The 25083-nt window shown below is 70.2% G+C and carries 21 protein-coding genes and 1 tRNA gene; 12 read left to right on the top strand and 10 right to left on the bottom strand.

What is annotated here, in order from left to right; all coding sequences use genetic code 11:
- The first annotated feature begins 30 nt into the window (after positions 1 to 30).
- Both ACZ5LB_RS08755 and ACZ5LB_RS08750 read left to right on the top strand, forming a co-directional pair.
- Entirely contained in the window at positions 31 to 1860 is a 1830-nt protein-coding gene (locus tag ACZ5LB_RS08755; RefSeq protein ID WP_464605814.1) for a peptidase U32 family protein, read from the top strand.
- Positions 1857 to 3089 carry a BaiN/RdsA family NAD(P)/FAD-dependent oxidoreductase gene (locus tag ACZ5LB_RS08750; RefSeq protein ID WP_464605813.1) on the top strand — a complete coding sequence of 411 codons (1233 nt, stop codon included), beginning with the start codon at positions 1857 to 1859 and terminating at the stop codon, positions 3087 to 3089. Before ACZ5LB_RS08755 ends, ACZ5LB_RS08750 begins: the two co-directional genes overlap by 4 nt.
- Before the next feature lie 637 nt (positions 3090 to 3726).
- On the opposite strand, the gene ACZ5LB_RS08745 is transcribed toward ACZ5LB_RS08750, so the two are convergent.
- Positions 3727 to 6516: a binary toxin-like calcium binding domain-containing protein gene (locus tag ACZ5LB_RS08745; RefSeq protein ID WP_464605812.1), complete on the bottom strand. Its 2790-nt coding sequence runs from the start codon at positions 6514 to 6516 to the stop codon at positions 3727 to 3729.
- A gap of 110 nt (positions 6517 to 6626) precedes the next feature.
- On the opposite strand from ACZ5LB_RS08745, the gene ACZ5LB_RS08740 reads away from it, so the two are divergent.
- From ACZ5LB_RS08740 to ACZ5LB_RS08730, 3 genes are all read left to right on the top strand, one after another.
- Positions 6627 to 7286, top strand: a complete 660-nt coding sequence (locus ACZ5LB_RS08740) for a response regulator transcription factor (protein WP_464605811.1) — start codon at positions 6627 to 6629, stop codon at positions 7284 to 7286.
- Positions 7287 to 7289: 3 nt separating this feature from the next.
- Complete coding sequence (locus ACZ5LB_RS08735) at positions 7290 to 9440, top strand: ATP-binding protein (RefSeq protein WP_464605810.1); 2151 nt, start codon at positions 7290 to 7292, stop codon at positions 9438 to 9440.
- 205 nt (positions 9441 to 9645) lie between these two features.
- Positions 9646 to 10596, top strand: a complete 951-nt coding sequence (locus tag ACZ5LB_RS08730) for an SRPBCC family protein (protein ID WP_464605809.1) — start codon at positions 9646 to 9648, stop codon at positions 10594 to 10596.
- A gap of 46 nt (positions 10597 to 10642) precedes the next feature.
- Here the strand turns inward: ACZ5LB_RS08730 and ACZ5LB_RS08725 are convergent, their stop codons facing one another.
- Entirely contained in the window at positions 10643 to 11380 is a 738-nt protein-coding gene (locus tag ACZ5LB_RS08725) for a BON domain-containing protein (RefSeq protein ID WP_464605808.1), read from the bottom strand.
- 243 nt (positions 11381 to 11623) lie between these two features.
- Here ACZ5LB_RS08725 and ACZ5LB_RS08720 point away from each other — a divergent pair, with 243 nt between their 5' ends.
- From ACZ5LB_RS08720 to ACZ5LB_RS08710, 3 genes are all read left to right on the top strand, one after another.
- Positions 11624 to 11752 (top strand): DUF2795 domain-containing protein, encoded by a 129-nt coding sequence (locus ACZ5LB_RS08720; protein WP_464605807.1) that lies wholly within the window; start codon positions 11624 to 11626, stop codon positions 11750 to 11752.
- Positions 11753 to 12312: 560 nt separating this feature from the next.
- Positions 12313 to 12891 carry a TetR/AcrR family transcriptional regulator gene (locus ACZ5LB_RS08715; RefSeq protein ID WP_464605806.1) on the top strand — a complete coding sequence of 193 codons (579 nt, stop codon included), beginning with the start codon at positions 12313 to 12315 and terminating at the stop codon, positions 12889 to 12891.
- A gap of 45 nt (positions 12892 to 12936) precedes the next feature.
- Positions 12937 to 13557 (top strand): DUF6448 family protein, encoded by a 621-nt coding sequence (locus ACZ5LB_RS08710; RefSeq protein WP_464605805.1) that lies wholly within the window; start codon positions 12937 to 12939, stop codon positions 13555 to 13557.
- Positions 13558 to 13613: 56 nt separating this feature from the next.
- Here the strand turns inward: ACZ5LB_RS08710 and ACZ5LB_RS08705 are convergent.
- Positions 13614 to 13699, bottom strand: a tRNA-Leu gene (locus ACZ5LB_RS08705).
- 176 nt (positions 13700 to 13875) lie between these two features.
- Between ACZ5LB_RS08705 and ACZ5LB_RS08700 the strand changes: the two genes are divergently transcribed.
- Both ACZ5LB_RS08700 and ACZ5LB_RS08695 read left to right on the top strand, forming a co-directional pair.
- On the top strand, positions 13876 to 15096 hold the full coding sequence (locus tag ACZ5LB_RS08700; RefSeq protein WP_464605804.1) for an efflux RND transporter periplasmic adaptor subunit: 1221 nt from the start codon (positions 13876 to 13878) through the stop codon (positions 15094 to 15096).
- A complete protein-coding gene (locus ACZ5LB_RS08695) occupies positions 15093 to 16370 on the top strand; it encodes an ABC transporter permease (RefSeq protein ID WP_464605803.1) in 1278 nt (425 codons plus the stop codon). The genes ACZ5LB_RS08700 and ACZ5LB_RS08695 overlap by 4 nt, the downstream gene beginning before the upstream one ends.
- Positions 16371 to 16373: 3 nt before the next feature.
- On the opposite strand, the gene ruvC is transcribed toward ACZ5LB_RS08695, so the two are convergent.
- The 4 genes from ruvC to ACZ5LB_RS08675 form a co-directional block, all read right to left on the bottom strand.
- Positions 16374 to 16868 carry a crossover junction endodeoxyribonuclease RuvC gene (ruvC, locus tag ACZ5LB_RS08690; protein WP_464605802.1) on the bottom strand — a complete coding sequence of 165 codons (495 nt, stop codon included), beginning with the start codon at positions 16866 to 16868 and terminating at the stop codon, positions 16374 to 16376.
- A 3-nt stretch (positions 16869 to 16871) separates the two neighbouring features.
- A complete protein-coding gene (locus ACZ5LB_RS08685; RefSeq protein ID WP_464605801.1) occupies positions 16872 to 19097 on the bottom strand; it encodes a ribonuclease R family protein in 2226 nt (741 codons plus the stop codon).
- Between the two features lie 157 nt (positions 19098 to 19254).
- A complete protein-coding gene (locus tag ACZ5LB_RS08680) occupies positions 19255 to 20154 on the bottom strand; it encodes a hypothetical protein (RefSeq protein WP_464605800.1) in 900 nt (299 codons plus the stop codon).
- 70 nt (positions 20155 to 20224) lie between these two features.
- Positions 20225 to 21139, bottom strand: coding sequence for a sensor domain-containing protein (locus ACZ5LB_RS08675; protein WP_464605799.1), 915 nt, complete (start codon positions 21137 to 21139; stop codon positions 20225 to 20227).
- A 127-nt stretch (positions 21140 to 21266) separates the two neighbouring features.
- Between ACZ5LB_RS08675 and ACZ5LB_RS08670 the strand changes: the two genes are divergently transcribed.
- Complete coding sequence (locus ACZ5LB_RS08670) at positions 21267 to 22250, top strand: glycosyltransferase family 9 protein (protein WP_464605798.1); 984 nt, start codon at positions 21267 to 21269, stop codon at positions 22248 to 22250.
- A 56-nt stretch (positions 22251 to 22306) separates the two neighbouring features.
- On the opposite strand, the gene cysS is transcribed toward ACZ5LB_RS08670, so the two are convergent.
- The 3 genes from cysS to ACZ5LB_RS08655 are packed head-to-tail and all read right to left on the bottom strand — an operon-like array spanning position 22307 to position 24512.
- Complete coding sequence (gene cysS / locus ACZ5LB_RS08665; protein ID WP_464605797.1) at positions 22307 to 23758, bottom strand: cysteine--tRNA ligase; 1452 nt, start codon at positions 23756 to 23758, stop codon at positions 22307 to 22309.
- Between the two features lie 9 nt (positions 23759 to 23767).
- Positions 23768 to 24169 carry an acyl-CoA thioesterase gene (locus ACZ5LB_RS08660; protein ID WP_464605796.1) on the bottom strand — a complete coding sequence of 134 codons (402 nt, stop codon included), beginning with the start codon at positions 24167 to 24169 and terminating at the stop codon, positions 23768 to 23770.
- Between the two features lie 4 nt (positions 24170 to 24173).
- Positions 24174 to 24512 carry a hypothetical protein gene (locus tag ACZ5LB_RS08655; protein WP_464605795.1) on the bottom strand — a complete coding sequence of 113 codons (339 nt, stop codon included), beginning with the start codon at positions 24510 to 24512 and terminating at the stop codon, positions 24174 to 24176.
- A gap of 114 nt (positions 24513 to 24626) precedes the next feature.
- On the opposite strand from ACZ5LB_RS08655, the gene ACZ5LB_RS08650 reads away from it, so the two are divergent.
- Complete coding sequence (locus ACZ5LB_RS08650; protein ID WP_464605794.1) at positions 24627 to 25040, top strand: thioredoxin family protein; 414 nt, start codon at positions 24627 to 24629, stop codon at positions 25038 to 25040.
- Positions 25041 to 25083 lie beyond the last annotated feature (43 nt).

The raw sequence follows: 25083 nt of genomic DNA, 5'->3' as shown, positions 1-25083 counted from the left end.
GGGGGGCGGGCTGCTGGTACCCTGGAGCCCATGGGTCTTGAATTGCTCGCCCCCGCCCGGAACGCGGACCAGGGAATCCTCGCGCTGAAGTGCGGGGCCGATGCCGTGTACATGGGGGCCTCCCGGTTCGGCGCGCGCCAGGCGGCGGGCTGTGACCTGGCCGATTTCGAGCGCCTGACGCGGGAAGCCCGCCTCTGGGGCGCCAAGGTCTACGCAACCCTCAACACCCTGGTCTTCGACGCGGAACTGGAGGACGCCCGGCGCCTGGCCTGGGACCTGCACGGCGCCGGAGTGGACGCCCTGATCATCCAGGACATGGTGTACCTGGAGCTGGACATGCCCCCGCTGCCCCTGCACGCCAGCACCCAGGCCGTGTGCGACAGCCCGGAGAAGGTGGCCTTCCTGGCCGGCCAGGGCCTCGCCCGGGCCATCCTGGCCCGGGAGCTGAGCCTGGAGGAGATCCGCGCCATCCGCGACGCCTCGGCCATCGAACTGGAGGGCTTCGTGTTCGGCGCCCTTTGCGTGGGCGAAAGCGGCCAGTGCTACCTCAGCGGCGCCATCTGCGACCGCAGCGGCAACCGGGGAGAGTGCGCCCAGCCGTGCCGCGCCCCCTGGAACCTGGTGGACCCCCGGGGCCGCGTGCTCTTGCGCGATTCCCACCTCCTGAGCATCAAGGACCTGGACCTGTCCGACCACCTGGAGGAACTGGCCGAGGCCGGGCTTTCCAGCTTCAAGATCGAAGGGCGCCTCAAGGACGCCGACTACGTGAAGAACGTGGTGAGCCATATCCGGCGCCGCCTGGACGCGGTCCTGGACCGGCGGCCGGAGTGGGCGCGGGCCTCCCTGGGCCGGGCGGCGCACGCCTTCGCCCCGGACCCCGCCAAGACGTTCCAGCGGGGCCATTCCACCTACCGCCTGATGGGCGAGCGCCAGCCCATGGGCAACCCGGAGACGGGCAAGCACCTGGGGGAATTCATCGGCACCGTGCGCTCGCTCCAGGCGGATCGCCTGGTGCTGGACCGCGCGGCCGACCTGCACCCCGGGGACGGCCTGGCCTTCGTGGACGGCCCCGAAGCCGCCGGCACCGTGGTGAACGCCGTGGAGGGCAGCCAGGTCTTCGTGCAGGACCCCTCCCGCATCCGCCCGGGGACCCGGCTCCACCGCAACCTGGACCTCCACTGGCTCAAGGCCCTGCGGAGCGCCAAGGTGGAGCGCCGGATCCCCGTGACCGCGCGCCTGGACTTCACCGAGGACGCCGTGACGCTGCGCCTGGAGGACGAGGCGGGCTTCCAGGCCCAGGCCCGCGCCGAAGGCGCCTTCGGCCCCGCCCGGGACCCCCAGGCCGCCGCCAAGGCCATGCGCGATGCCCTGGACCGCATGGGGGACTCCCCCTTCGCCCTGGCCGGGCTGGAGGCCGAACCGCGCTTCGTGCCCGTGAGCCGCCTCAACGCCCTGCGCCGGGAGGCCACCGCGGCCCTGGAGGCCCTGCGCCGGGCGCCCAGGCCCCGGCCCGCCCCCGGGGCGGCGGCCCCCGCCGCGCCGCTGCCCGCCACGGTCCTGGACTTCACCTGGAACGTCGCCAACCGGGCCGCCCGGGCCTTCTACGAGCGGGCCGGCGCCCGGGTCCAGGAACCCGCCGCCGAACTGCAGTCCGACCTGCGCGGTCGGGTGGTGATGACCACCCGCCACTGCCTGCGCTACGAACTCGGCTGGTGTGCCATCCACCCCAACGCCGAACCCTGGAGGCAGCTGGCCGAACCCGATGGCCCGCTCTTCCTGGAGAACGGCACCACCCGCCTGGAGTGCCATTTCGACTGCGCCCGGTGCCGGATGGAGCTGATCCTGCGCGACCACGCATGAACCGGGCCTGCGACGTGGTGGTGATCGGGGCGGGGCCCGCGGGGCTCCTCGCGGCCGGAAGGGCCGCCATGCTGGGCGCGAAGGTGCTCCTTCTGGAAAAGATGGAAAAGCCCGCCCGCAAGCTGCGCATCACCGGCAAGGGCCGCTGCAACCTCACGAACATGCGGCCCCTGGAGGAGCAGCTCAAGGAGATCCATCCCGAGCCCCGCTTCCTACGCCAGGCCTTCGGGGCCTTCTCCAACCTGGACCTCATCGCCCTGCTGGAGGCCGGCGGGGTGCCCACCAAGACCGAGCGCGGCCAGCGCGTCTTCCCCGCCAGCGACCGCGCCTGGGACGTGGCCGAGGCCCTGGTGGCCTGGGCGAAGGGGCAGGGGGTGGAGATCGTCGGCCGCGCCCGGGTGGAACGGCTGCGCGTCGAGGACGGGGCCTTCGCGGGCCTGGAGTACCTCCACGGCGGCGCCACGCACCGGGTGGATGCCCGCTGCGGCATCGTGGCCACCGGCGGGCTCAGCTACCCCGCCACGGGGTCCACCGGCGATGGGCTCGCCTTCGCCGAGGCCGCGGGCCATGCCATCGCGCCCACCCGGCCCTCCCTGGTGGGGGTGCGCACCGAGCCCGTGTGCGCCGCCGCGGGCCTGCGCCTGCGCAACGTGAACCTGACCCTCTGGGTGGATGGCCGGAAGAAGGCCAGCGAATTCGGCGAAGCCGAGTTCACGGACGAGGGCCTCGATGGACCCATTGTCCTGCGCCTGAGCCGGCAGATCGTGGACCATCTGGCCGCCGGGCGCAGGGTGGAGGTGGTCCTCGACCTGAAGCCCTCCCTGGACGTCCCCACCCTGGAGGCGCGGCTGGACCGGGAGTTCACGCCGGCCACGCCCCTGCGCGAGGTCCTGCGCTCCCTCCTGCCCGCCCAGCTGGTGGAGCCCTTCGCGGCCCGGCTGGGCCCGTCCCCCCGCCGCGGGCAGCTCATCGCCCTGCTCAAGGAACTGCGCTTCCGGGTCACGGGCCACGGATCCTGGGACTCGGCCATCGTCACCGCCGGCGGCGTCGCCCTCAAGGGCGTGGATCCCCGCACCCTGGGCTCGCGGGTGGTGGCGAACCTGTTCTTCGCGGGGGAGGTCCTGGACCTGGACGCCAACACCGGCGGCTACAACCTCCAGATCGCCTTCTCCACCGGCTGGCTCGCCGGGGAGTCGGCCGCGAAGCGGGCCGTCCCCCCGACTCCCTAGTGTAGGCCGATTGGATTTGCGGAATCAGTTCGCCCAATTGGAATGTTGAGGAACCTTCGGGTAAAGAACACTTACGCCGAGCACGCCGAGGCGCAGAGTTACGCCGAGCCGGCTTCGCGCTTAAGTGCGCCGACCCATGCCGCCCAGGCCCTGCCCGCTTTCGCGGGCCGCGCCGTGACCGGCGCGCGGCAGGGGGCGCTGGCCCTTCCGCATGCGAGCCTGTGGCGGGCCCGCGCCCCCTGCCTTGGACGGGCCTGGGCTCAGGAAACGGTTCAGATGTCAGGTCAGGGAACCTTCCCGGAGGTCGAGGAACACATCCAGGATGGAGGCCCGGCTTGCCACGACAGATTCCGGCATCCGAGGCGTCGAGCCCAGGCCCGTCCAAGGCAGGGGGCGCTGGTCACCCACAGGCTTGCATGTGGCAGGACCAGCGCCCCCTGCCTTGCGCCGCGTGAGCGGCGCAGCCCGCGACTGCGGGCAGGGCATGGGCGGAATGGGTCGGTACGTCGGGTTGCGAAGCCGCCTCGGCGTAACTCAGCGCCTCAGCGTGCTCGGCGTACGGGTTCTTTACCCGAAGACTCCGAATCTTCAAATTTGGCAGAGAAGGTTCCGGTATTTCGATCGGGTTACCCTGGCCCTAGTTGTCGCTGGCCTTCCGGAAGACCGAGAACTTCAGCTTGACCCGGCGGCCGGTGTTGTAGGCGCCGGAGGGGTCGTACTCCTCGTACTCCACCACCTTCACCTTGGCCAGGCGCTGCTCGCTGGTCTTGATGAGGTAGACGTCCCCCAGGTTGGAGCTGTTCACCTGGTAGGCGGAGACCACGTCCAGGTTGGCGGCGTAGAGTTGGGCCTCCTGGCTGGTGAGGCTGTCGTAGTCCACGGAGGACGGCAGCTTGTAGCTGGTCACGCCGGTGCGGGGACGAAGCTCGGCCACGCCCCGGAAGGCGTTGTAGACCAGCCACAGCTCCATGGTCGTGTCCTGGCACATGGGATAGTTGTCGGCCGACACGGAGCCTTCCTCCCAGCCCCAGGCGTAGATGCTGCTGTCGTCCAGGTCCACCGCCCAGCTGGACCAGTCGTCGGTCCAGTACCAGCCGTAGTAGGCGTAGAGGTGCGTCTGGCCCACGTGGAAGGGCGAGACCTCCTGGAACCGGGCGCCTCCAAGGGTGGAATAGAGCCCGTCCTTGGTGAAGGCCACCAGCTCCGAGGACGTGAGCAGGTTCGCGGCCGGGGCGGGAAGCTGGGCCCGCCAGCGGTTGGGGCGGCGGTAGGCGTCGGGCACGGGGTCCAGGGGGACGGCGACGTACGACCCCGAGAAGGGGTAGTAGAGCTCCACCCGCGACAGGACGGTGCGGGGATCGGGCACCACCTCGGCTTCCAGGAAGGAGGTGGAGGTGCCCTCGCTGTCGGTGACCTTCTCCACGGTGGCCCACTTGATGTCGGGCGCGGTGGGCACCGGGACCACGTAGATGCCCGAGAGGGTCTGCTCGGCGACCATGCCCTTGACGTTGGTGACGCGGATCTTCTCCTTGCCGGTGAAGCGGTACCCGTCCGGGTAGCTGGCGAGGTCGGCCAGGGGGTAGTACACGTAGAAGTCCGAGCCTGGCAGGTCCTGCGCCATGGCCCGGGCGTTGCCGGCGCCGTCGATGAACTCCACCTTGGCCACGCCGTTGTAGTCGCTCACCACCCCGCTCACGCTGCCCAGGGAGCTGTCGTAGAAGGCGTAGTAGATGTCGGGCAGGAGGGGGTACTGGGGATCCGGGTTCACCCGGGGCGCCCGGGCGAAAATTACCGAACTGGGGTTGAGGCGCAGGTCGAAGATGTTGGTGCCCGCGGGCAGGGGCGCGCCTTTGGCCAGGCCGTTGGCGGAATAGGTGCCGCCGTCCACGCACACCGTCCAGTTGGCCAGGTCCATCTGCTGGGACAGCCCCGCCAGGTCCCGGTAGTTCACCCCGATGCCCTGGGTGGTGAAGCCCCCGATCGCCCACAGGAAGGCGTCGCCCAGGGTCACCCGGGGCGAGGTGGGGGAGTTCCCCGCATAGACGAGGCTGTGGGTGAAGTTCCCGTCGCCGGTGTCGAAGTACAGGTCGGCGCACACGGCCCGGCAGCGGGCGGCATACTCGTTCCAGTCGCCCATGGACACGTAGGCGCCCGTGGCGGCGTCCTTGCGCATGACGTCGGCGCTCATCTGGGTGAGGGTGAGGGTCACGGGCGCGCCGCTCTCCAGGGCCCGCAGCTCGTCGATGGTGAGGGTGATCTTTCCGCCGTTCTGGTTGGTGTCCACCACCCAGTAGACGCCGGGGGTGGAAGGATAGGTGGCGCCGGGCTCCAGGAGGTTGACCTGGGTCTCTCCGGGCTGGAAGGTGGCCACGTTGTGGCCGCCGATGCGCAGGGTCATGGTGGGCACGACGTTGCTCGCGCAGGCGGTGCCGGTATTGTACACCTTCAGGAAGAGCTTGATGGCGGCGGCTTCCGAGGGCTTGGTGGTCCGGGCCTTGCTCCACTCCTCGGCGTTGGCCACCGACCCGCCCTTGGAATTGGACGTGCTGGTCTCGTGGGTGTTGGAGATGCTGCCCGAATAGTTCGCGTGGAAGGTGACGCTGGCCTCCCAGCCGGGGAAGGAGTACCCGGCCGTGGCCTCGTACCCCACCTCCCAGCCGTGCTCGGTGGTGCGGGAATCCCGGGCTTCCGTCTGGCATTCCCAGGTGGTCTCCTTGGTCACGGACTTGGACTCGGTGAAGGTGATCTCGTCCAGGGTGGTCACCCGGTAGCCGTCCATGCGCACCACGATCTCCGGCAGGGCCGGTACCATGGGCAGGCCCCCGGGGCTCTTCACGGACACGTCCATGTTGAGGCCCGAGATCTCGGTGCTGTCGTCGAAGGGATCCTGGTCCGTGGACCGCTGGTTGGGGTCGGTCTTGAAGTAGGGCACCGAGTGGTCCACGCCGTCCCAGAGCTTGGGCTTGCCGGTGAGGGCCTCGTACGTGTAGCCGTAGAACTCCAGGTAGTCCGGGATGCCGTCGCCGTCGCTGTCCACCAGGTCGCCGTCGTTGGCGCCGTCCCCGTCGTCGTCCTGGTCCAGGGCCGCGATGACGCCGTTGCGGTTCTTGTCCTCCAGCGGGTCCTCGGCCTTCCAGGCCTTGTTCCCGAAGACCTCCACGTTGTCGGGGATGCCGTCCCCATCGGTGTCGACCTTGGTTGGGTCGGTGTGCAGGAGCCCCGTCTCGATGTCGTCGGGAATGGTGTCCCCGTCCGTGTCGACGTGGCCCGCCTTCAGCGACGCGAGGGTCTTCTCGTACACCTCGGCGATGGTGAGCGCCCCCGAGGTGGACGCGGCGGGGGTGGAACGCGACCCGCCGCCGCTGCAGCCCAGGGCGGCCATCAGGAGGACCAGGAGGGGAAGGCAGGCCGGACCGGGGTGTCGCATGGGGGCTCCGTGGGGAAACCAACAGGCTGGATTGGGTTTGCAGAAATCTTGACGGATGCCTGTCAACAACATGCAAACGAGCGGATAATGCCCTGCAACCCATCTCCGGCATGAACGAACCCGCCCCCATCCTGCTCATCGAGGACGATCCGGCCCAGCGTCTGCTGCTGGCGGCTTACCTGCGCCAGGCCGGGCTCGCCGTGGAGGAAGCCGGGACCCTCGCCCAGGGGCGCGCCCAGGCAGCGCAGGGCCACCCCAGCCTGGTCCTCCTGGACCTGAACCTTCCGGACGGCGATGGCCTGGACCTGGCGCGGGACCTGATCCGGCGGAGCATCCCCGTGCTGGTGGTGACGAGCCGGCCTTCCGACCGGCTCCGGGCCCTGGAGCTGGGCGCGGACGACTTCATGGACAAGCCCTACGACCCCCGGGAACTGCTCGCCCGCATCCAGAACCTCCTCCGGCGCTGCGGGGCGTCCGGCACCCTCGCCGCCGGACGCTACCACCTGGACATCCCGGCCCGGCGCCTGCGGGGCGCCGACGGCGCGGAGATCCCCCTCACCCGGGGCGAGTTCGACCTGCTCGCGGCCCTGCTGGAGGCCCGGGGCCGCGTCCTGTCCCGGGTGGACCTCACGGAAATCATCAGTCCGGAGGGGGAGACCGTGTGCAGCCGCAGCGTGGACGTGCTGGTGTCCCGCCTGCGGCGCAAGCTGGCCGGCGAACCCGCCCTGGTGCAGACCGTGCCGGGGGTCGGGTACCGGATCCAGGGCTGACGGGTGGACGCCGGGCGTTTCGCCCTGTCCTGGGGGCTGGCGGTCTTCACCGATCCCGCCACCGAGGCGGCGTTCGCGGCGGACCAGCGGCCCCGCCTGGCCGCCCAGATGCGGCTCCTGGCCTTCCTGCCGGGCCTCTACGCGGCCGCCCTGGTCCTGGACTACCAGGTCTTCGGCACCGGCGGCCCCTTCTGGACCCTCGCCGCCCTGCGCCTGACGGTCTGGGGCCTGGTGGGCGCGGCCGGCGCCCTGGCGGCGCGCGGCCCCAGGGCGGCCCAGGCCCTCCTCTTCGGGGGGGTGTCCCTGCTTTTCGTGACGGAGGTGGTGGAGCACTACCTGCTCGTCCAGGTCCACGGCCCGGCCACGGCCCAGGAGCTTCCCTTCCTGGCCCTCTTCGTGCTGGGCGTCTACATGATGCTGCCGCTGACCCTGGGCCTGAGCCTGGGCTCAGCGCTGGGGGGGTCGGTTCTCTTCCTGGGGTACCTGGCCGCCACCCGGGCCCAGGCGGCAGGCCTGGGGCTCCCCGCCCTGTATCTGCTGTTCGCCAATGGGCTCGGCTTCGCCTTCCGCGTGACCTGGAACCGCTCCCAGCGCCGGGACTTCGCCCTGCGGACCCGCCTGGGGCAGGAGGTGGCCGAGCGCAGGGCGGCCGAGGCGGACGCGCGGCGCGCCAACGAGGCCAAAGGCCGCTTCCTGGCGGTGATGAGCCACGAGATCCGCACGCCCCTCAACGGCGTGCTCGGGGGCGTCCAGCTCCTCCAGGCGCTGCCCCTCCAGCCGGATCAGCGGGGGCCCCTGGAACTCCTGGCCCGCAACGGGGATCTCCTGGCGCGGCTGCTGGACGACCTGCTGGACCAGGCCCGCCTGGAGACGGGCCACCTGCGGGTGGAGCAGGCCCCCTTCAGCCCCGCGCAGCTGGTCGCCGCCGTGCGCGCGGATCTGGAGCCCCTGGCCCGGGCCAAGGGACTGGCGTTCCGGGTGGAGCAGGCCGGCCCCATGCCCGCCCTCCTTCTGGGGGACGCCCTGCGCCTGCGCCAGGTGCTGGTGAACCTGCTGGGCAACGCGGTGAAATTCACGGACGAAGGGGAGGTGGTCCTGGGCCTGGAGACCTCCTGGGGGGACGGCCCGGGCCTACGCTGTGCCTTCCGGGTCCGGGACACCGGGCCGGGCCTGGATGCCGGGGCCCAGGAGCGCGTCTTCGCGCCCTTCGAGCAGGGGGACGCGTCCATCCAGCGGCGCCACGGCGGGGCCGGCCTGGGCCTGGCCATCAGCCGCCAGCTGGTGGCGGCCATGGGCGGTACGCTGGCCCTGGAGAGCGAACCGGGCCAAGGCTGCCGGTTCACCTTCACCCTCCCCCTGCCCATCGCCGAGGCCGCCCCCGGAAATGAGGGCGCGCAGTCCCTGACGGTCCTGGTGGTGGATGACCTGGAGGCCAACCGCATCGTGGCCGCCGGGCTCCTGGAGGTCCTGGGGCACCGGGCGGTGTGCGCCCCCAGCGGCGCCGCGGCCCTGGCGATCCTGGACCGCCAGTCCGTGGATGCCGTCCTGCTGGACGTGCACATGCGGGACCTGGACGGCCGGGAGGTGCTGGAACGCCTCCGGGCCCGGCCCGACCCTCGGGTGGCGGGCCTTCCGGTCCTCCTCTCCTCCGCGGACACCGAGGGGTGCCTGGCCCTGGCGGAGCGGGACCCGGGCGTGCGTGGGGTGCTGCCCAAGCCCATCCGCCGGGACCGCCTCGCGGCCCTGCTCCGGACGCTCCCGTCGCCAACGCCGCCGTCCTGGGACAGCCAGGTGGACGAGGCCCACGTGGCCCGGATCCTCGGCGACCTGGGCCCCGCCGTCTGGGCCGAGGGCCTCCGGGCCTGCCGGGACTCCGCCCAGGCCAGCCTGGACGACCTGGCCCACCCCGGGCGCGCCCCCCAGGCGCTCCACCGGCTGGCGGGCCTTGCCGCCACCTACGCCATGACAGGCCTCCACCGCCTGGTGCGCACCGCCGAGGCCCAGTTGGCCGCCGGGGCCCCATGCCCCGTGGAGCCGGTCCGCGCCTGCTGCCTGGCCTCCCTGGAAAAGCTGTGGAAGGCCGACCTGCCCGCCGAAGCCACCCCTTCTTCTTCTCCCAGCGCCCCAGCGAGCCCCCAGCGCCCCAGCGTTTGATCCTTTTGATCGTCTTTCCGATCCGCACCGTACAGCGCCTCAACCTCCAGGACAAACCCCCCCGCTCACGAGCCCTCCGGGGATTCCGGAACCTTGCCGTCCCCGTTCGCATTTCCTCGCCAGGACCGCCGGAAACCGGCTCCACCAGGACGTCTGCGCTGGAACGGACCGGCGGCCGCAAACCCACTTCCATTTGGAGGGGACCATGGGCACACCGATTACCGCCACCCGCCTGCTTCACGAGGACCACCAGCGCGTCCGCGACCTCTACCAGCAGCTCTGCCAGGAATCCAAGCCCGGCGACCAGGAGGACCTGGCCAAGGAGCTCCTGCAGTCCCTGGAGATCCATTCCTGGATGGAGGAGCGCCTGGTCTATCCCCTTCTCGCCAAGGCCTCCCAGGACGAGGACCTCACCCAGCGCATGGGCCGGGCCCACGGCGACATGAAGCGGCTCATCAGCGAATACCGGCTCAAGGGAGGCTTCGCCGGCCCGGAGGGCCGCCGGGTGCTGGGCCAGCTCATGACCGCCGTCCAGGACCACGTGCTCGAGGAGGAGGACCAGGCCTTCCCGCTGTTGGCCGCCGGTGAGGCTCCCAACGAGGAACTGGGCGCCGACCTCGCCCGGCTCCGTAGCCGCATGGAGATGTTTCCCCCCTTCGCCCATGCGGTCGACCTGGCCGTGCCCCTGCAGGTGGCCTACAACCAGTGGACGCAGTTCGAGGACTTCCCGCGGTTCCTGGCCAACGTGAAGGAGGTCCGCCAGGCGGGTCCCACCCGCGTGGAGTGGCACGCGGAGGTGGCCGGCAAGGAGCTCCGCTGGACCTCGGAGATCTATGAGCAAACCTCCGATTCCCGCATCGCCTGGCGGAGCGTTGAGGGGTCGCTGAACGGGGGCTCGGTGAGCTTCCTCGCCCTGGACGAAGGCACCACGCGGATCCTGGTGGAACTCACCTACGAGCCCCAGGGGGTGCTGGAGAACCTGGGCGCCATGGTGGGCGTCCTGTCCCGCTACGTGGCCGCCAACCTCCAGACCTTCAAGGAGCACCTCGAGCGCACGCGCACGGAAAGCGGGGCCTGGCGCGGCAAGGTCATCGGCACCCCCCTGGATGCCCGGAAGGGCGGCGGCGGCGAGGTGCGCCCCGGCCCTCCCGCGTGACCCGGGCCCGCGGGCCGGGAGGACCCGGCCCGCGGGTGCACCCGCCTCAGGGGGCGACGGTCATCTGGTTCTTGACGCGCCGGACGCCCTTGACGTCCGAGGTGATGCGCTCGGCCAGGGTCCTCTCCGCGGGCGTCCGGGCCTCGCCCCCGAGCGTGACGACGCCCCGGTCGGTCTTGACGTGGGTGGCCAGGCCCCGCGTTCCCCGGTGGGCCAGCAGCACGGCTTTCACCTGGGCGGTGACGGAGGCGTCGTCGATCTTCTCGGCCAGGGTCTTGGCGCCGGGTTGCCCGATGCGCAGGGTGTTCTTCACCTCCTTCACGCCCTCCACGTTCGAGGCGATGTCCTGGGCGAGGTCCTTCCGGGCGGCGCTGGCGACCTGGCCCGAGAGCGTGACGACGCCCTCCCGCGCCGAGACGCTCACGGAGGGCTCGTCCAGGCTCCGGTGGTAGCGCAGGGCGGTGCGGACCTTCGTGGCCAGCCAGAGGTCGGGGGCCGTGGCGGAGGCCTCGGCCTTGAGGACCAGATGGTTGCCCACGGAGACGACGCCCGGGAGGTCCTTGACGGTCTCCTCCGCGAGGGTCCGGTGGAACTCGTTGGCCACAGTCCCCGTGAGGCTGACCGCGCCGGAACGGCAGGCCACCTTGATGGCGTCGCCCTTGAGGTGGACGCGGAAGTTGTAGGAATTCCGGGCCGCCGCGGCGATCCGGGCATCCTGGTCGGGGTGCGAGGCCGCGAGGATCGCGGGGACGAGCAACAGGGTTTGAACGGGAATCTTGGGCATGGCTGCTCCTGGATCCGGACGCGCCGGCACTGTCACTGTGCGGGCGTCGCGGCATTGGTTCAGCCCGGAACGGAACCCCCCCTGCGTTGCCGGCACGGGATGGAAACCGCGGGACGTGACGGTCATGTCCGGCGGCCCGAACCCCTTTTATTCACGGAGGATGTCATGACCCGAGGCGTTGGTGGAGAATCGCCGTCCAATTTGGCGCTGCATTTGAAAGGACTGGAGTTCCCCTGCAAGAGGATGGACCTGGCGGACCATGTCCGGAAGAACAACCCCGACGAGAAGGTGGTGCATGCCCTGGAAGGCCTGCCTGACCGCCTCTACAAGAACATGGCCGAAGTCATGGAGGCCTTCGGCGAGACGCACTGAGCGGCAGGGGGCCGCGCAGGGATCCCCCCCGCGGCCCCCACGGCCTCGGTCCCCTTCAGTTGGGGAGGTCGCGTGGAACAGTCGCTGACCGGCCCCTTCCCATCGAGCACCAGGCCCCAGCGGCTCCGGCTGGAACCCCCGTACGCCGCCAGGAATACGTGCAGCAATAAGTCCCACCGCGACCAAAGGCGCAATGGGGTCTTTGGTTCTGCAGAATCCAATCTGTTCGAAGCCTTTGAGAAAAAGCTTATCGCCGAGGCGCCGAAGACGCCGAGGATCGCCGATTAAAAGAAGTTCTTTTCTCGGCGAACCCCGGCGCCTCGGCGCCTCGGCGACAAGTCCTTTCACCCGGCTTTCGAGACGGCGGAATCCTGCCGAAAGATCAACCCTCCCAGACTGTGCCCCTCTGTCACCCGTCTTCAGGCCCATGGGAATGTGTAATGTTTACATGTATTTATGAAACAATGCCCAATCGGGTGCCCGGGAATGACATGCGGCCAGATGACCCCGGCCGGTCATCCAGGTCTTGACGGTAGTAAATGTTTACTTACACTGGTGGCATGACCGGCACGCCCCTCACCCCGAAGCAGATCGAGATCGCCGACGCCGCCCTTAGGATCATCGGCGGCCAGGGCGTCTCCGCCCTGACCTCCACGGTCCTGGCGGCGGAGCTGGGGGTGAGCCCCGGCGCTCCCTTCCGCCACTTCGCCAACCGCGAGGAGATCCTGGAGGCGGTGGCCCTGCGCGTGGAGGAGGTGGTCCTGGCGACCATCCCCCAGGCCACGGGTTCGCCGCTGGCGGACCTGGCCAGCCTGTTCCAGGCCCGCACGGGGGTCGTGGGCCGGCAGGTGGGGATCGCGCGGCTGATGTTCTCGGACCAGTTCACCCTGGCGCTTCCCAGGCCCGCCTCGAAGCGGCTCAAGAACCTGGTGACGCGGACCCGGGCGTTCATCCTGGACGCGCTTTCCGCAGCGGCCCGGGCCGGCGAGATCCGCACCGACCTGACGCCCGAAGCCCTGCTGCCCATCGTCCTGGGCACCCTCCAGGTCCTCGTCCTGGCCCGGTCCGTGGGGTCGGGCAAGGACGCCGAAGTCGAACAGGTCCGCGCCACCCTCTTCACCCTGCTCTCCCCCCGCTGACCGGCGCCGGAAACCCGCGCCCCACCCCGACCCAGGAGAATTCCCATGCGACTTTCCAGACTCGTCCTGCCCCTGGCCTGCGCCCTGGCCCTGGCCCCCGAAGCCGCGGCCCACTGCGACACCCTGGACGGACCGGTGGTCAAGGCGGCCCAGGGCGCCCTGGACACCGGCAACGTGAACCTCGTGCTCATCTGGGTCCAGAAGGACGGCGAAAAGGAGATCCGGGAAGCCTTCGACCAGACCGTGGCGGTGAGGAATCTCGGGGGCGAGGCCCGCAAGCTTGCGGACCAGTTCTTCTTCGAGACCGTGGTCCGGGTGCACCGGGCCGGTGAAGGGGCCCCCTACACCGGCCTCAAGCCCGCCGGGCTGGATATGGGCCCCGCCATCCGCCTGGGGGACCAGGCCATGGAGACCGGCGACCTGAAACCGGTCTGGAAGCTCCTCAACGAAAAGGCGCACACCACCCTGCACCAGAAGTTCGAGGCCGCCTACACGGCCAGGACCCCCAAGGCCGGCGACGTGGAAGCGGGCCGGCGTGCCGTGGCGGCCTACATCACCTACATCCACTACGCCGACGGCCTCTACCGGGCGGCGTCCGGGCAGGGTCCCGCCGAAGGCGAGGCGGGGCACGGGACGTCCGAAAAGGGTGGTTGCGGCCACGACTGAACCGACGGAGACCGCCCGCGAAACGAAGGCCCCGTCCTCGGACGGGGCTTTTCCCTTGGTGCCGGCGGTCGGGGTCGAACCGACACTCACTTGCGTGAAACAGATTTTGAGTCTGTCGCGTCTGCCATTTCGCCACGCCGGCGTGCGTTCCCCCCAGGATAGCGGGAAAGGGGTCCGCGGCCCAGGGGCGGCTGAGGGGGGGCTGGGGAACCGGGGTCCCCGTTGAATTCCTGAAGCGTTGCGTGACCCACCGGGGGTCCTTATCGTGGTAGGCTCGGGGCATCCCCCTGATCGCAATTTTACACGTGAAGGAAAGTCATGCCGCGCCCACGCACCTGGTTGTTCATCGGTATCGGTTCGCTGGGCGTGCTCGCCTCCATCGGCTGGGTGGGCCTGCGCTCCGGGCCGGCCCTGGTCGAGTTCACCACCGAGGCCGTCAAGCGCCAGCCCCTGCGGGACAGCGTGGCGGCCAACGGCGAGGTGCAGGCCAAGACCCGCGTGAACGTCGGCGTGCAGGTCACGGCGGCCATCAAGGAGATCCACGTCGCCGACGGCCAGTGGGTGAAGGCCGGCGACCTGCTGGTGACCCTGGACCAGGAGCGCTACAAGCAGGCCCTGAACCAGTCCGAGATGGGGCTCCGCATGGCGCGCAAGGACCTGGAGATCGCCCAGGCCACCTTCGCCAAGCAGGACCAGACCTTCGTGCGCCAGGACCGGCTCTTCAAGGCCGGGCTGACCTCCCTGGAGGAGTTCCAGCAGGTCAAGCTGGCCCGGGACACCGCGGCCACCACGCTGGAGCGGGCCCGGGTGGCGGTGCAGCAGTCCGAGGCCCAGGCCGCCATCGCCCAGGACGACCTGAGCAAGACCGTCATCCGCGCCACCATGGCCGGACAGGTGACGGGCCTCAAGGCCGAGAAGGGCGAGACCGCCATCGCCGGCACCACCAACCTGGCCGGGGCCGTCATGATGGTGATCTCGGACCTCTCGGAGATGATGGCCGAGATCCGTGTGGGCGAGCTGGACGTGGTGAAGGTCGCCGTGGGGCAGCCCGCGGAAGTGACCGTGGACGCCCTTCCCGGGCGGATCTTCCAGGGCAGGGTGCTCACCGTGGCCAGCAGCACCGACCGGCCCACGGGATCCAGCACGTCCAATTCGCAGGAGGCCCAGAGCTACAAGGTGCGCGTCCTCCTGGAAGGCAGCGCCCAGGACCGCGCCGCGCTCAGGCCCGGCATGAGCGCCCGGGTCGCGGTGCTCACCGCCGAGCACAAGGACGTCCTCGCGGTGTCCCTGCCGGCCATCCAGGACCGGGAGGCCAAGGCCGGGGGCCTGGGGCTCCTGTCCGGCAGCCGCAGCGTCGTGTTCGTGGTGAAGGACGGCAAGGCCGAGGAGCGCGGCGTCACCCTGGGGCTCGCCACGCGGCGCGCCGCGGAGGTGCTCAGCGGACTCCAGGCGGGGGACGTGGTGATCAACGGCCCCGCCAAGCCGCTCGCCACCCTCGCCGGGGGCACCGCCGTGAAGGTCAAGAAGGACAAGCCGTGAACGGCTGGACGCGCTTCCAGGAGACCTTCCGCACCGCCCTGGCCAGCATCTGGGCGCACCGCATGCGCAGCATGCTGACGACCCTGGGCATCATCATCGGGGTGGGGTCGGTCATCACCGTCGTGAACCTCACCAAGGGCCTGGAAGGCCGCATCATGTCCGACGTGAAGCAGGAGGGGACCCACACCTTCTTCGTCAGCGCCTGGGTTCCCTATTCCCGGTTCAAGACGGCCAAGATCCGGCGCATGCCCATGGACCACCAGACCATCCGGGAACTGCGCGAACTCATGCCGCAGATCCTGGTGGCCAGCCCCCAGGCCAACATCTTCAGCCCCCAGATGGTGGTGAAGGCCGGCGCCGTCACCCGGCGGGTGACCTACCTCACCGCCGTGGACGAGAACGGGCTGGACCTTTCCAACCGGGAGCTGGCCTGCGGCCGCAACTTCAGCGCCACGGACCGCACGACCCGGGCCCCCCTGGCGATCCTGGGCGCCCAGATCGCCGAGGACCTGGGCCTGGGCGAGCACTCCGTGGGCAAGCACTTCACCGTCTCGGGCCAGACCGTGGAACTGGTGGGCATCCTGAAAAAGCACGGGGAGATCCCCTTCATGCCCAGCGAGGGCGAGGACGAGGACGCCGCCATGTGGGGCCCCGACGGCATGTTCTTCGTGCCCTTCGGGAGCCTGCGGGAGCTGGCCCGCCCCGGCGCCTTCGACAGCCCCTTCTGGCGCCTCCAGGTGGACGCCCGGGTCCCCGTGAAGGAGGCGGAGAACACCCTGCGCCAGGGCCTGCGCCGCATCCGCGGCCTCCGGGGCGACGACGCGGACAACTTCATGCTCGAGAGCAACGAGAAGGCCGTGGCCCAGGTGGAGAAGATCGGCAAGACCCTCATGACCGCCAGCGGCGCCATGGTGGGGATCAGCCTCCTGGTGGGCGGAATCGGCGTCATGAACATCATGCTGGTGAGCGTCACCGAGCGCACCCGGGAGATCGGCGTGCGCAAGGCCCTGGGCGCCCGCAGGCGGAACATCCTCTTCCAGTTCCTCATCGAGGCCACCCTGCTGTGCGTGGCCGGCGGGATCATCGGCACGGTGCTGGGCATGGTGCTCGGGACGGTGCTGAGCCAGGTGCTGATGAAGCACCTGGGCGGCGTGCCCGCGTGGGCCTTCCTGTCGGCGCTGCTGGTGCCGGCGGCCGTGGGCGTGGGCTTCGGTCTCTACCCGGCCAACAAGGCCGCCAAGCTTGATCCCATCGAGGCCCTCCGCTACGAGTGAGGCCTACCGTCCCTGGGTCCGCGCGGCCATGAGGTGCCCGATGGCCACGGCCGCGGCGTCGGCGGCGTCGGCCTGGAGGGGCTCCTTGAGGCTCAGGAGGACCATGACCATCTTGCCCACCTGCGTCTTGTCGGCCCAGCCGTAGCCGCTGACGGCCTTCTTCACCTGCATGGGGTTGTAGTCGCCCACGGGCAGGCCGTGGAGGCCGGCGGTGAGGAGGATGCCGCCCCGGATCTGTCCCAGCTTGATGGCGGTGGCGGCGTTCTTCTCCACGAAGGGCGACTCCACGGCCATGACGTCCGGGTGGGTGCGGTCGATGACCTCGGCGAGCTTGCGGTGGATGCCCAGGATCCGCTGGTCGAAGTCGGCGCCCCGCTGGGAGCGGATGACGCCGGCTTCCACCAGCTCAAGGCGGGAACCGCACCGGCTCACCACGGCGTAGCCGCAGGCCAGGGAGCCGGGGTCCACGCCGAGGCAGATGGTGGTGGGCACCGCCACGGGCTAGCCCTTCTTCCGGCGCGCCGGGCCGCGGACGCTTCCCTTGGGGGGCTTGGGACGGGCCTGGGCGCCGCCGGGGCTGCCGGGGCGCACGTAGGGTTTGGACGTCCCGGGGCGGGCCTTGCGGTCAGGTTCCGGGGCCTGCCTCGCCGTCCGGGGTCCCCGGCCCCGGGGGGGCAGGGGCTCGCGGACGAAGTCGGCCTCCCGCAGGTGGACGGGGGCGGCGAGGCTGGGCACGAAGGTGACGGGCTTGCCCTGGCCGTTCTTCGCCTTGGCCTCCACCACCCAGGCCGAGACGCGGCGCAGGTCCTCGTCCACGCCGGTGATCTCCACCTTCACGGGGTCGCCGATGGCCAGCACGACCCCCGACCCGGCGGTGGATGCCCGGGTGCGGTTCTCGTCCACGGTGAACTCGCCGCCCAGGGCGCCCAGGGGAACGCCCACCTCCACGAAGGGGCTGTCCAGGCGCACGAAGGCGGCCTTCAGGGAAAATCCCTGGATGCGCCCGTCGTACCGGTGCCCGATGCGGGTTCGCATGAGCAGGCAGGTCTTCCACTTGTCGTTCTCGCGCTCGGCCTCGGCGGCGCCCTGCTCGGTGTCGCTGCACTGCTTGGCGACCACGGCCAGGATGCTGTGGAGGCCGTCGGGCAGGGGCTTGTTCCGGAGGACCTTGCGCAGCTCCCGGTGGACGGCGAGGTCGGGGTAGCGGCGGATGGGGCTGGTGAAGTGCAGGTAGTCGTGGAGGGCGAGGCCCGAGTGGCCGATGTTGTCGGCGCTGTATTCGGCCTTCTTGAGGCTGCGCACCAGGAGGGTGTTGAGCATGGCCTCCAGGGGGCCGCCGCGGATCTTGTCCAGCATGGCGTTGAGCACCTCGGGGGTGGCCGGGTCGTAGGGGCGCAGCAGCCCGAAGGCCGCGGCCACCTCCTTGAAGGCCTCCAGCTTGAGGGGGTCGGGCACGTCGTGCACCCGGTAGATGGTGGGGATCTTCCGGCGGGTGAAGAAGGTGGCCACGGCCTCGTTGGCCAGCAGCATGAACTCCTCGATCATGCGGTGGGCGTCGTGGTGGGCGTAGCGGCGGGCGTCCACGGGCCGGCCGTCCTCCCCGAAGACGAATTCCGTCTCGTCCGTGTCCAGGTTCAGGGCGCCCCGGCCCAGGCGCTTGGCGGTGAGGCTCCGGGAGACCCGCAGGGCCTCGTCCAGCATCTCCGCCACGTCCCGGCCCATGTCCTTGCGCCGGGCCTGGGCGTTGTCCATGCAGCCCTCCTTCACCTCGTCGTACGTGAGGCGCTTGCGGGAGCGGATGACGGATTCGGCCAGGCGCGTCTCCCGCACCTGGAGGTTCGCGTCCAGGGTGATCCAGGCGGTCATGGTGAGGCGGTCGACCCCCTCCCGCAGGCTGCACAGCTCGCCCGAGAGGCGCTCGGGGAGCATGGGGATGCACTGGTCGGGGAAGTACACCGAGGTGCCCCGGAGCAGGGCCTCGGTGTCCAGGGGACCGCCCTCGGCCACGTAGTGGCTCACGTCGGCGATGTGCACGCCCAGGATCCAGCCGCCGTCCTCGCTGTCGGGCAGGACCTCCAGGCTGATGGCGTCGTCGAAATCCTTGGCGGAGGGGGGATCCACGGTGACGGTGAGCGTTTCCCGCAGGTCCTCGCGGCCCTGGATCCAGGCCTCGGGGATGGAGGTGGGGAAGGGGGCCATCTCCTCCATGACCGCGTCGGGGAACTCCGTGCGCAGGTTGAAGAGGGCCGCGGTGAGCTTGTTCTCGATGCGCAGGTCGGTGGGGCGGCCCAGGCGGGCCTTCACTACGCCCCTGATCTGCTGCGCGGCGGGATCGGGGTCGAGCTGCACGCTGACCAGGTCGCCGTCGCCGGCCAGGTCCGTGGGGGGCACGCTGACGATCTGGGAGAGGCGGGGCTCGAGGGGAATGGCGCGCCAGCCCCACTCCTGCTTCTGGAGGTGGGCCGGGATGGGGTTGGGGTTGCGGGAGAGGACGCGCAGCACCTTGGCCTTGGGGCGGCCGTCATAGGTGGTGCCGGTGATCTCGGCCTGGACCTTGTCGCCGTGGATGGCGCCGTGGCCCTCCCGCCAGTCCACGAGCAGGTCGAGGCGCTGGCCGCGGGTGGCGCCCACGGGCCGCAGGAAGCCGCCGGTGCCTTCGGGGTGGCCCAGGAAGGTGGCCTCGAAGGTCTCCGAAACCCGCGCCGCGGACCCGGGTGCGGGGGGCATGGGGCGGTCGGGGCGGCCGGGGCGGCTGGGGCGGGGGGAGAAGGAGCGGGATGGGCCTTGATTTTTTCGATGTGCCATTCTCCAAGCCTAACACTTGGGGCCACCCCGGCGTCCAAGCCGGGGTGGCCCCAAGGTTCGCCCGGGTGGGTCCGGAAGACTACCGCCTCTTCTTGGCGGGGGCGGGCTTGTCGGGAACCGCCCGGCCCAGGGCCACGTCCAGGGCGTTCTCCACCTTGCGGTTGTCGGGGGCCAGCACCTTCAGGCGGTGCAGGAAGGCGACCTTGTCGGCCTTCTCGGTGAAGGAATCCAGGTAGGCCTTGCTGGAGGCCACGGCCTCGGCCCACTTGTCCTTGTCGCCGGGGTGGCCCTTGTAGGTGTCGATGTCGGCCTGCTGGTCCTTGATCTTCTTGGTCTGGAGATCGACGAACTTCTGGAAGTCGTCCACGTTGCGGGAGGCCAGATCGAGGTCGTACTGGAAGAACTTGCTCCACTTCTCGCCCTCGGCCTTCTCCTTCTCCCAGGCCTTCACCTGGGCCATGGCGCCCTCCTCGTAGTCCTCGAGCTTGGTCTTGGCCTTGAGCAGGCGGATGGCATCGGCGTTCTTGTCCATGAACCCCTGGAAGGCCTCGGCCCTCTTCTTGTGGTAGTCGCGCTGCTCGGTGAGGCCGTCCTTGCCGGAGGCCACGTTCTCCTTGGCCGTTTCCAGGGCCCTGGTCAGGTACTCCAGGCCCTTTTCCCACTGGCCGTTGTTGTCGGCGGCCTGGAAGGCCAGGAAGTAGACCTGGCAGAGGTCCGCGTAGGTGAGGGTGCTCATGTGCAGGTTGTTGACGCTGGACTTGTCGAAGGCGGGCTTCGTCGCGGGGATGAGGGCCTCGGCCCGGGCCTGGGCCTGGGCGTATTCGAAGGCGTCATTAAGTTTCTTGATTTCAGGCCTTTCCGCAGCAAGGCGCTGGCCGAGGGTCGCCGGAGCGGCGGGCGCCTGGGCGACCAGGGCGGGGGTGCTGAGCAGCGTAAGTACCAAGCCGGTGTGGATGCGCATGTGGATGGGCCCTCTCATGGTTCCCACAATTGTCAGGCCGAGGGGGGCATTTTGCAAACGTGGAAAGCTATGACCAAATGCGCAAACGTCAGCGGCGCACCAGGAGAGCCCGGGCCAGCGCCCCGTGGAGCCTCCCCAGGCCCAGGGCCAGGTGCAGCGTGCCGGCCAGTCCCAGGACCCCGCCCAGGGGCAGGAGCACCTGGATCCAGAGGGGGAGGACGTACTCCTGGCCGAAGCACACCACGATCGGCACGTGGAAGAACCAGTGGGCGAAGGGGGCCGCCACCAGCGACAGGGACAGGGTGATCCCCATCAGGGCGAAGGAGAAGCTGACGAGGCCCAGGGGCAGGTGGAGGATGAGGTAGGTCAGGCACTTCCAGGTGTAGGAATCCACGAAGAGGCCCTTGAGGCGGTCGGTCCAGGTCTTTCCCTCGGGCAGGAGGGGAGGGCGCCGCGGCATGCGCACGTCCAGCATGGCCTCCACCAGACGCCCCTCGCCCAGGCCCAGGGCCCGCACGGAGCCCAGGAAGACCGCCAGGAGGGGCACGCCGATCACGAGGATGATGAACCCCAGGGAGATGGAAAGGCCGGTGACCGCCCAGACGAAATAGAAGATGCCGGTGAACATGGCCATCAGCAGGTAGACCAGGGACGTGTAGGCCCGGGGGTCCAGGAAGACGCCGAAAAAGGACGGCCACGGCCTGGGCGGGGGGAGCTCCTCGCCGGGATCGGCGGGGGGCGCATAGGGGACCGGGGCCAGGGCTTCGGCCACCACCCGCTCGCGCTGGCGGTAGGACTCGGCCCGCTCCGCGGGGGACCCCAGGGAGGCCAGGATCCGCGCCACCGCCTCGGGGTCCGAAAGCATGGGCTCCGCCCAGGCGAGGCGCTCCCGTTCCTTGCGGAACCGGGCCTCGGTCTCGGCCAGGGCGTCCTGCACGAGGGCGGGGTCGCTCCCGGCCAGGGCCAGGTGCAGGGACTGGAGGTAGGCGCTGATCTCGGACACGTGGGCTCCCGGAGGGTATGGAACCAGGGTACGCCCAAGGGCGGGGCGGCCGCCCCTGGAATCGGCCGGCGGCGATGCGCCACCGGCGAGCATCCGCCCGGCGTCGGCAGGTAGTAGAATCGCCCCCATGCGCATCGTACTGCTTCGCCTTTCCGCCCTCGGGGACGTGCTCAGGGTCCTGCCCGCCTGGGCCAGCCTGGGGTCGGCCTTCCCCGGCGCGCGATTCCAGGCCGTGGTGGAGGACCGCCACGCCTTCCTGCTGGCGCCCATGCCCTGGCTGGAGCCGGTGGTGGTGCGCCGGGGCAGGCTGGGCAATCCCCTGACCGCCCTCGGGGAGCTCCGGCGGGTCGCGGGCGAGCTGCGCGGGGCCGACGTGGCCCTGGACTTCCACGGGATCCTGAAGTCCGCCCTGCCGCCGTGGCTGGCCGACATCCCCGAGCGCTGGGGGGACGGCCTCGCCCGGGAGGGGGCGGGATTTCTCCAGACGCGGCCCCTCCCGTACCTGCGCCAGACCCGGTACGCCCAGGCCCTGGGCCTGGCCGGGGCCTTCGGCGAAAGCCGGGGGATCCCGGGTCTGGCGACGTTCCGCCCGGCCCTGGCCGACGCGCCCTTGCCGGATCCGGGCCCGGTGTGGGCCGCCGATGGCCGCCCCCGGGCCGTCCTGGTGCCCGGAGCCTCCCGCCGGGGCGCCATCAAGCGCTGGCCCCTGCGGCACTGGATCGCCCTGGCGGAGCGCCTCAAGGGCAGGTACCAGCTGCGCTGGTCCCTGGGGCCCGAGGAGGAGGACCTGCGCGCCTGGCTTCCGGGCGCCACCGGCGTCGAGGCCCTGCCTTCCATGGGCCTGTGGCAGCTGGCCGCCGCATTGCGTCAGGCCGGCCGGGTCGTGGCCCCGGACACGGGCCTCCTGCACCTGGCGGTGGTCCTGGGGGTGAAGGCGGTGGGCGTGTACGGCGGTTCGGACCCCGTGGTGGCCGGCCTGCCCCAGGGGGCCGGCGTGGTGCTGCGCACGGGCATCGAATGCTCCCCCTGCCGGGAACGCCAATGCCGGCGGCGGCAGTGCCTGGAGGACCTGGATCCCGGAGGCGTGGCCGAGGCGCTGGACCAGCTCTAGGAGGCTGTCCAAGTATTACTCGGCCCCGAGGAATACTTGGACAGTCTCCTAGGGGGCTAGGCTCTCCGCCAGCCCACGGTGCCGTCCTTCCTGTCCTCCAGGAGGATGCCCATGGCCTTGAGTTCGTCCCGCACGCGGTCGGACTCGGCCCAGTTCTTGGCGGCCTTGGCCTGCCGGCGGCGCTCGATGAGGGCCTCCACGTCGGCGTCCAGGGACGCCTCCTCCTCGTGGGGCCAGCAGGCGAAGACTTCGTTGGTCTCGTCCAGGAAGGCCAGCACGGCGTCCCGTTCCTCCCGGGTCAGGGCGACGCGGTCGTCCTGGGCGTTGATGTCGGTGATGAGGGTGAAGAGCGCGGCCAGGGCCTCGGGGGCGTTGAGGTCGTCGGCCATGCCGGCCCAGAAGCCCTCCCGGGCCGTCTCCACGCGGCTGAGGGGGTCGATGGCCTCCTTCATGGCGCCCTGGCCGGCCTGGGTGCCGTCGCCCTCCATGCGCTTGCGGAACTGGCGGATGCGCCGCAGGGCGTTCTCGGCGCCCCGGAGCCCCTCGAAGGAGAAGTTGAGCACCTTCCGGTAGTGGTTGGACTGGATGGTGAACCGGAAGGTGGCGGGGTCGTAGCCCTTGGCCACCAGGTCCCGCAGGGTGAAGAAGTTGCCCAGACTCTTGGACATCTTCTCGTTCTCCACCAGGAGGAACTCGCCGTGGACCCACGTGTTGACCCAGCGGTGGCCCAGGCTGCCCTCGCTCTGGGCGATCTCGTTCTCGTGGTGGGGGAACACCAGGTCCACGCCGCCCGAGTGGATGTCGACCCGGGGGCCCAGGAGCTCGATGCCCATGGCCGAGCACTCGATGTGCCAGCCCGGCCTGCCGGGGCCCCAGGGGCTCGGCCACCAGGGCTCGCCTTCCTTGGCGGCCTTCCACAGCACGAAGTCCTGCACGGCATCCCGCTCGTACTCGTCGGCGTCCACCGAGGTCCCGGCCTTCATGCCTTCCCGGTCCAGGTGGGCCAGGCATCCGTAGTGGGGCAGGCCCGCGATGCGGTAGTAGACCGATCCGTCCCGCACGTAGGCCAGGCCGCGTTCCTCCAGGCTCCGGATCAGGTCGACCATCTGGGGGATGTAGTCGGTGGCGCGGGGCGTGTAGGTGGGCTCGATGATCCGGAGCGCCGCGAGGTCGTCCAGGAAGGCCTTGGTGAAGTGCGCGGTGAGTCGGCCCATGGCCGCGTGGCGGGCCTTGTTGTCCGAGCCGGGCTCCAGGTCCTTCTGGGAGTCGCGGATGATCTTGTCCTCGACGTCCGTGATGTTCATGCAGTGGCGCACCCGGTAGCCCGCGGCCAGGAAGGTGCGCTTCATCAGGTCCTGGAAGAGGAAGGTGCGCAGGTTGCCGATGTGGGCGAAGTTGTAGACCGTGGGGCCGCAGGTGTACATGGTGACGGTGCCGGGTTCCAGCGGCGCCACCGGTTCCACCTTGCGGGTCATCGTGTTGTGGAGGGAGATCGTCCTGAGGCTCATGTGCCCAGTCTATAGGGCCGAGGCCACCAGGGCCAGCATCGCGTCCGGCAGGGTGCGGTTCCGGCCGTCGGGGCCCGTGACGATGTGGACGGTCTCGCCTTCTACGAGGCGCGTGCCGTCGCGGGTGACCTCGTAGGCGAACACCAGCTTCCTGCGCGCGGCCTCCTTGAGCCTTGTGGTGACCGTGACCAGCTCGTCGTACCGGGCCGGGGCCCGGTACGTGAGGCTGATCCCGCTCACCGAGAGCATCACGCCCTGGGCTTCCCACCGGGCGTAGCCGTCGCCGAGCTGCCTGAGCAGGTCCGAACGCCCCAGTTCCATCCACACCGGGTAGACGGCGTGGTGCACGATGCCCATGGCATCGGTTTCGGCGTAGCGGACGCGGATGAGGGTCTCGGAGGTTACGGACATCCGCTCATTGTAGGGTGATCTTGACCAGATCGCCCTTGTCGGTGGTGAGCTCCAGGAGGACGTCGCCGGCCTTTGCGGTTTCCAGGAGCGCCATGAGCTGGTCGATCTTGAAATCCTTCCGGGTCTTGCCGTTGACCTTGACCTCGGTGGAGTTGGCGGTTTCAAGCAGGCCCTTGGCGAAGGAGATGGGCATGCGGGCGTGGACCTCCTTGGGGCCGTCTTCCCGGTGGTGGCTGAGGCTGGACTTGCTGACGACGTCCACGACGATGAACCGGGGGGCCTGGGCGATGGCGGAACCGGCCAGGAGCGTGGAAAGGGCGAGTGTTGCGAAAACACTGTTCATGGGGCCTCCTTGAGGGGGACGGTTGGGTTGTGGCCGGTCGAAGGGGATACGGCCGGCCCCCCCTTCCGGTTAGGGCGATCTTGCCGTATGGTTGGTCACACCATGGAGGTGCCCGTGAAACTGCTCCTGATCCCTTTCCTCGTCGCCGGAACCCTCGCGGCCAAGGACGTCAAGTGGGAAACCAACCTTGCCGCCGCCCAGGCCCGGGCGAAGAAGGAGCACAAGGTCATCTTCATGGACGTCTGGACCGAATGGTGTGGCTGGTGCATCAAGCTGCAGAAGGACACCTTCCCCACCGCCGTGGCCCAGGAGGCCCTGGCCAAGGTGGTCCCGCTCAGCGTCAAGACCCAGCTCAAGGACGGGTCCCCCACGGCCGACAAGGCCCTTGAGGCGAAATACAAGGTCGAGGGCTTCCCCGCCCTTTTCATCCTCGACGAGAACGGCCAGGTCCTGGCCCAGCAGCCCGGGTACCTGCCGGCCGGGCCCTTTGCCGAGTGGATTAACAACTCGGCCAAATTGAAGAAATAACCCAAGGCGGTTTCCCGCCGAAGGGGGTCGGGGCCGGTTGCCC

This window comes from Mesoterricola sp. MK458 (assembly GCF_055384935.1).
Note: the sequence above shows the minus strand (reverse complement) of the source record. Positions and strands in the feature narration are given on the sequence as shown.

Excerpts from the sequence above, each read along its gene's own strand:
- ACZ5LB_RS08755 (WP_464605814.1), top strand. The coding sequence starts at position 31 with ATGGGTCTTGAATTGCTCGCCCCCGCCCGGAACGCGGACCAGGGAATC.
- ACZ5LB_RS08750 (WP_464605813.1), top strand. The coding sequence starts at position 1,857 with ATGAACCGGGCCTGCGACGTGGTGGTGATCGGGGCGGGGCCCGCGGGG.
- ACZ5LB_RS08745 (WP_464605812.1), bottom strand. The coding sequence starts at position 6,516 with ATGCGACACCCCGGTCCGGCCTGCCTTCCCCTCCTGGTCCTCCTGATG.
- ACZ5LB_RS08740 (WP_464605811.1), top strand. The coding sequence starts at position 6,627 with ATGAACGAACCCGCCCCCATCCTGCTCATCGAGGACGATCCGGCCCAG.
- ACZ5LB_RS08730 (WP_464605809.1), top strand. The coding sequence starts at position 9,646 with ATGGGCACACCGATTACCGCCACCCGCCTGCTTCACGAGGACCACCAG.
- ACZ5LB_RS08725 (WP_464605808.1), bottom strand. The coding sequence starts at position 11,380 with ATGCCCAAGATTCCCGTTCAAACCCTGTTGCTCGTCCCCGCGATCCTC.
- ACZ5LB_RS08720 (WP_464605807.1), top strand. The coding sequence starts at position 11,624 with ATGGACCTGGCGGACCATGTCCGGAAGAACAACCCCGACGAGAAGGTG.
- ACZ5LB_RS08715 (WP_464605806.1), top strand. The coding sequence starts at position 12,313 with ATGACCGGCACGCCCCTCACCCCGAAGCAGATCGAGATCGCCGACGCC.
- ACZ5LB_RS08710 (WP_464605805.1), top strand. The coding sequence starts at position 12,937 with ATGCGACTTTCCAGACTCGTCCTGCCCCTGGCCTGCGCCCTGGCCCTG.
- ACZ5LB_RS08700 (WP_464605804.1), top strand. The coding sequence starts at position 13,876 with ATGCCGCGCCCACGCACCTGGTTGTTCATCGGTATCGGTTCGCTGGGC.
- ACZ5LB_RS08685 (WP_464605801.1), bottom strand. The coding sequence starts at position 19,097 with ATGCCCCCCGCACCCGGGTCCGCGGCGCGGGTTTCGGAGACCTTCGAG.
- ACZ5LB_RS08680 (WP_464605800.1), bottom strand. The coding sequence starts at position 20,154 with ATGAGAGGGCCCATCCACATGCGCATCCACACCGGCTTGGTACTTACG.
- ACZ5LB_RS08670 (WP_464605798.1), top strand. The coding sequence starts at position 21,267 with ATGCGCATCGTACTGCTTCGCCTTTCCGCCCTCGGGGACGTGCTCAGG.
- cysS (WP_464605797.1), bottom strand. The coding sequence starts at position 23,758 with ATGAGCCTCAGGACGATCTCCCTCCACAACACGATGACCCGCAAGGTG.
- ACZ5LB_RS08660 (WP_464605796.1), bottom strand. The coding sequence starts at position 24,169 with ATGTCCGTAACCTCCGAGACCCTCATCCGCGTCCGCTACGCCGAAACC.
- ACZ5LB_RS08655 (WP_464605795.1), bottom strand. The coding sequence starts at position 24,512 with ATGAACAGTGTTTTCGCAACACTCGCCCTTTCCACGCTCCTGGCCGGT.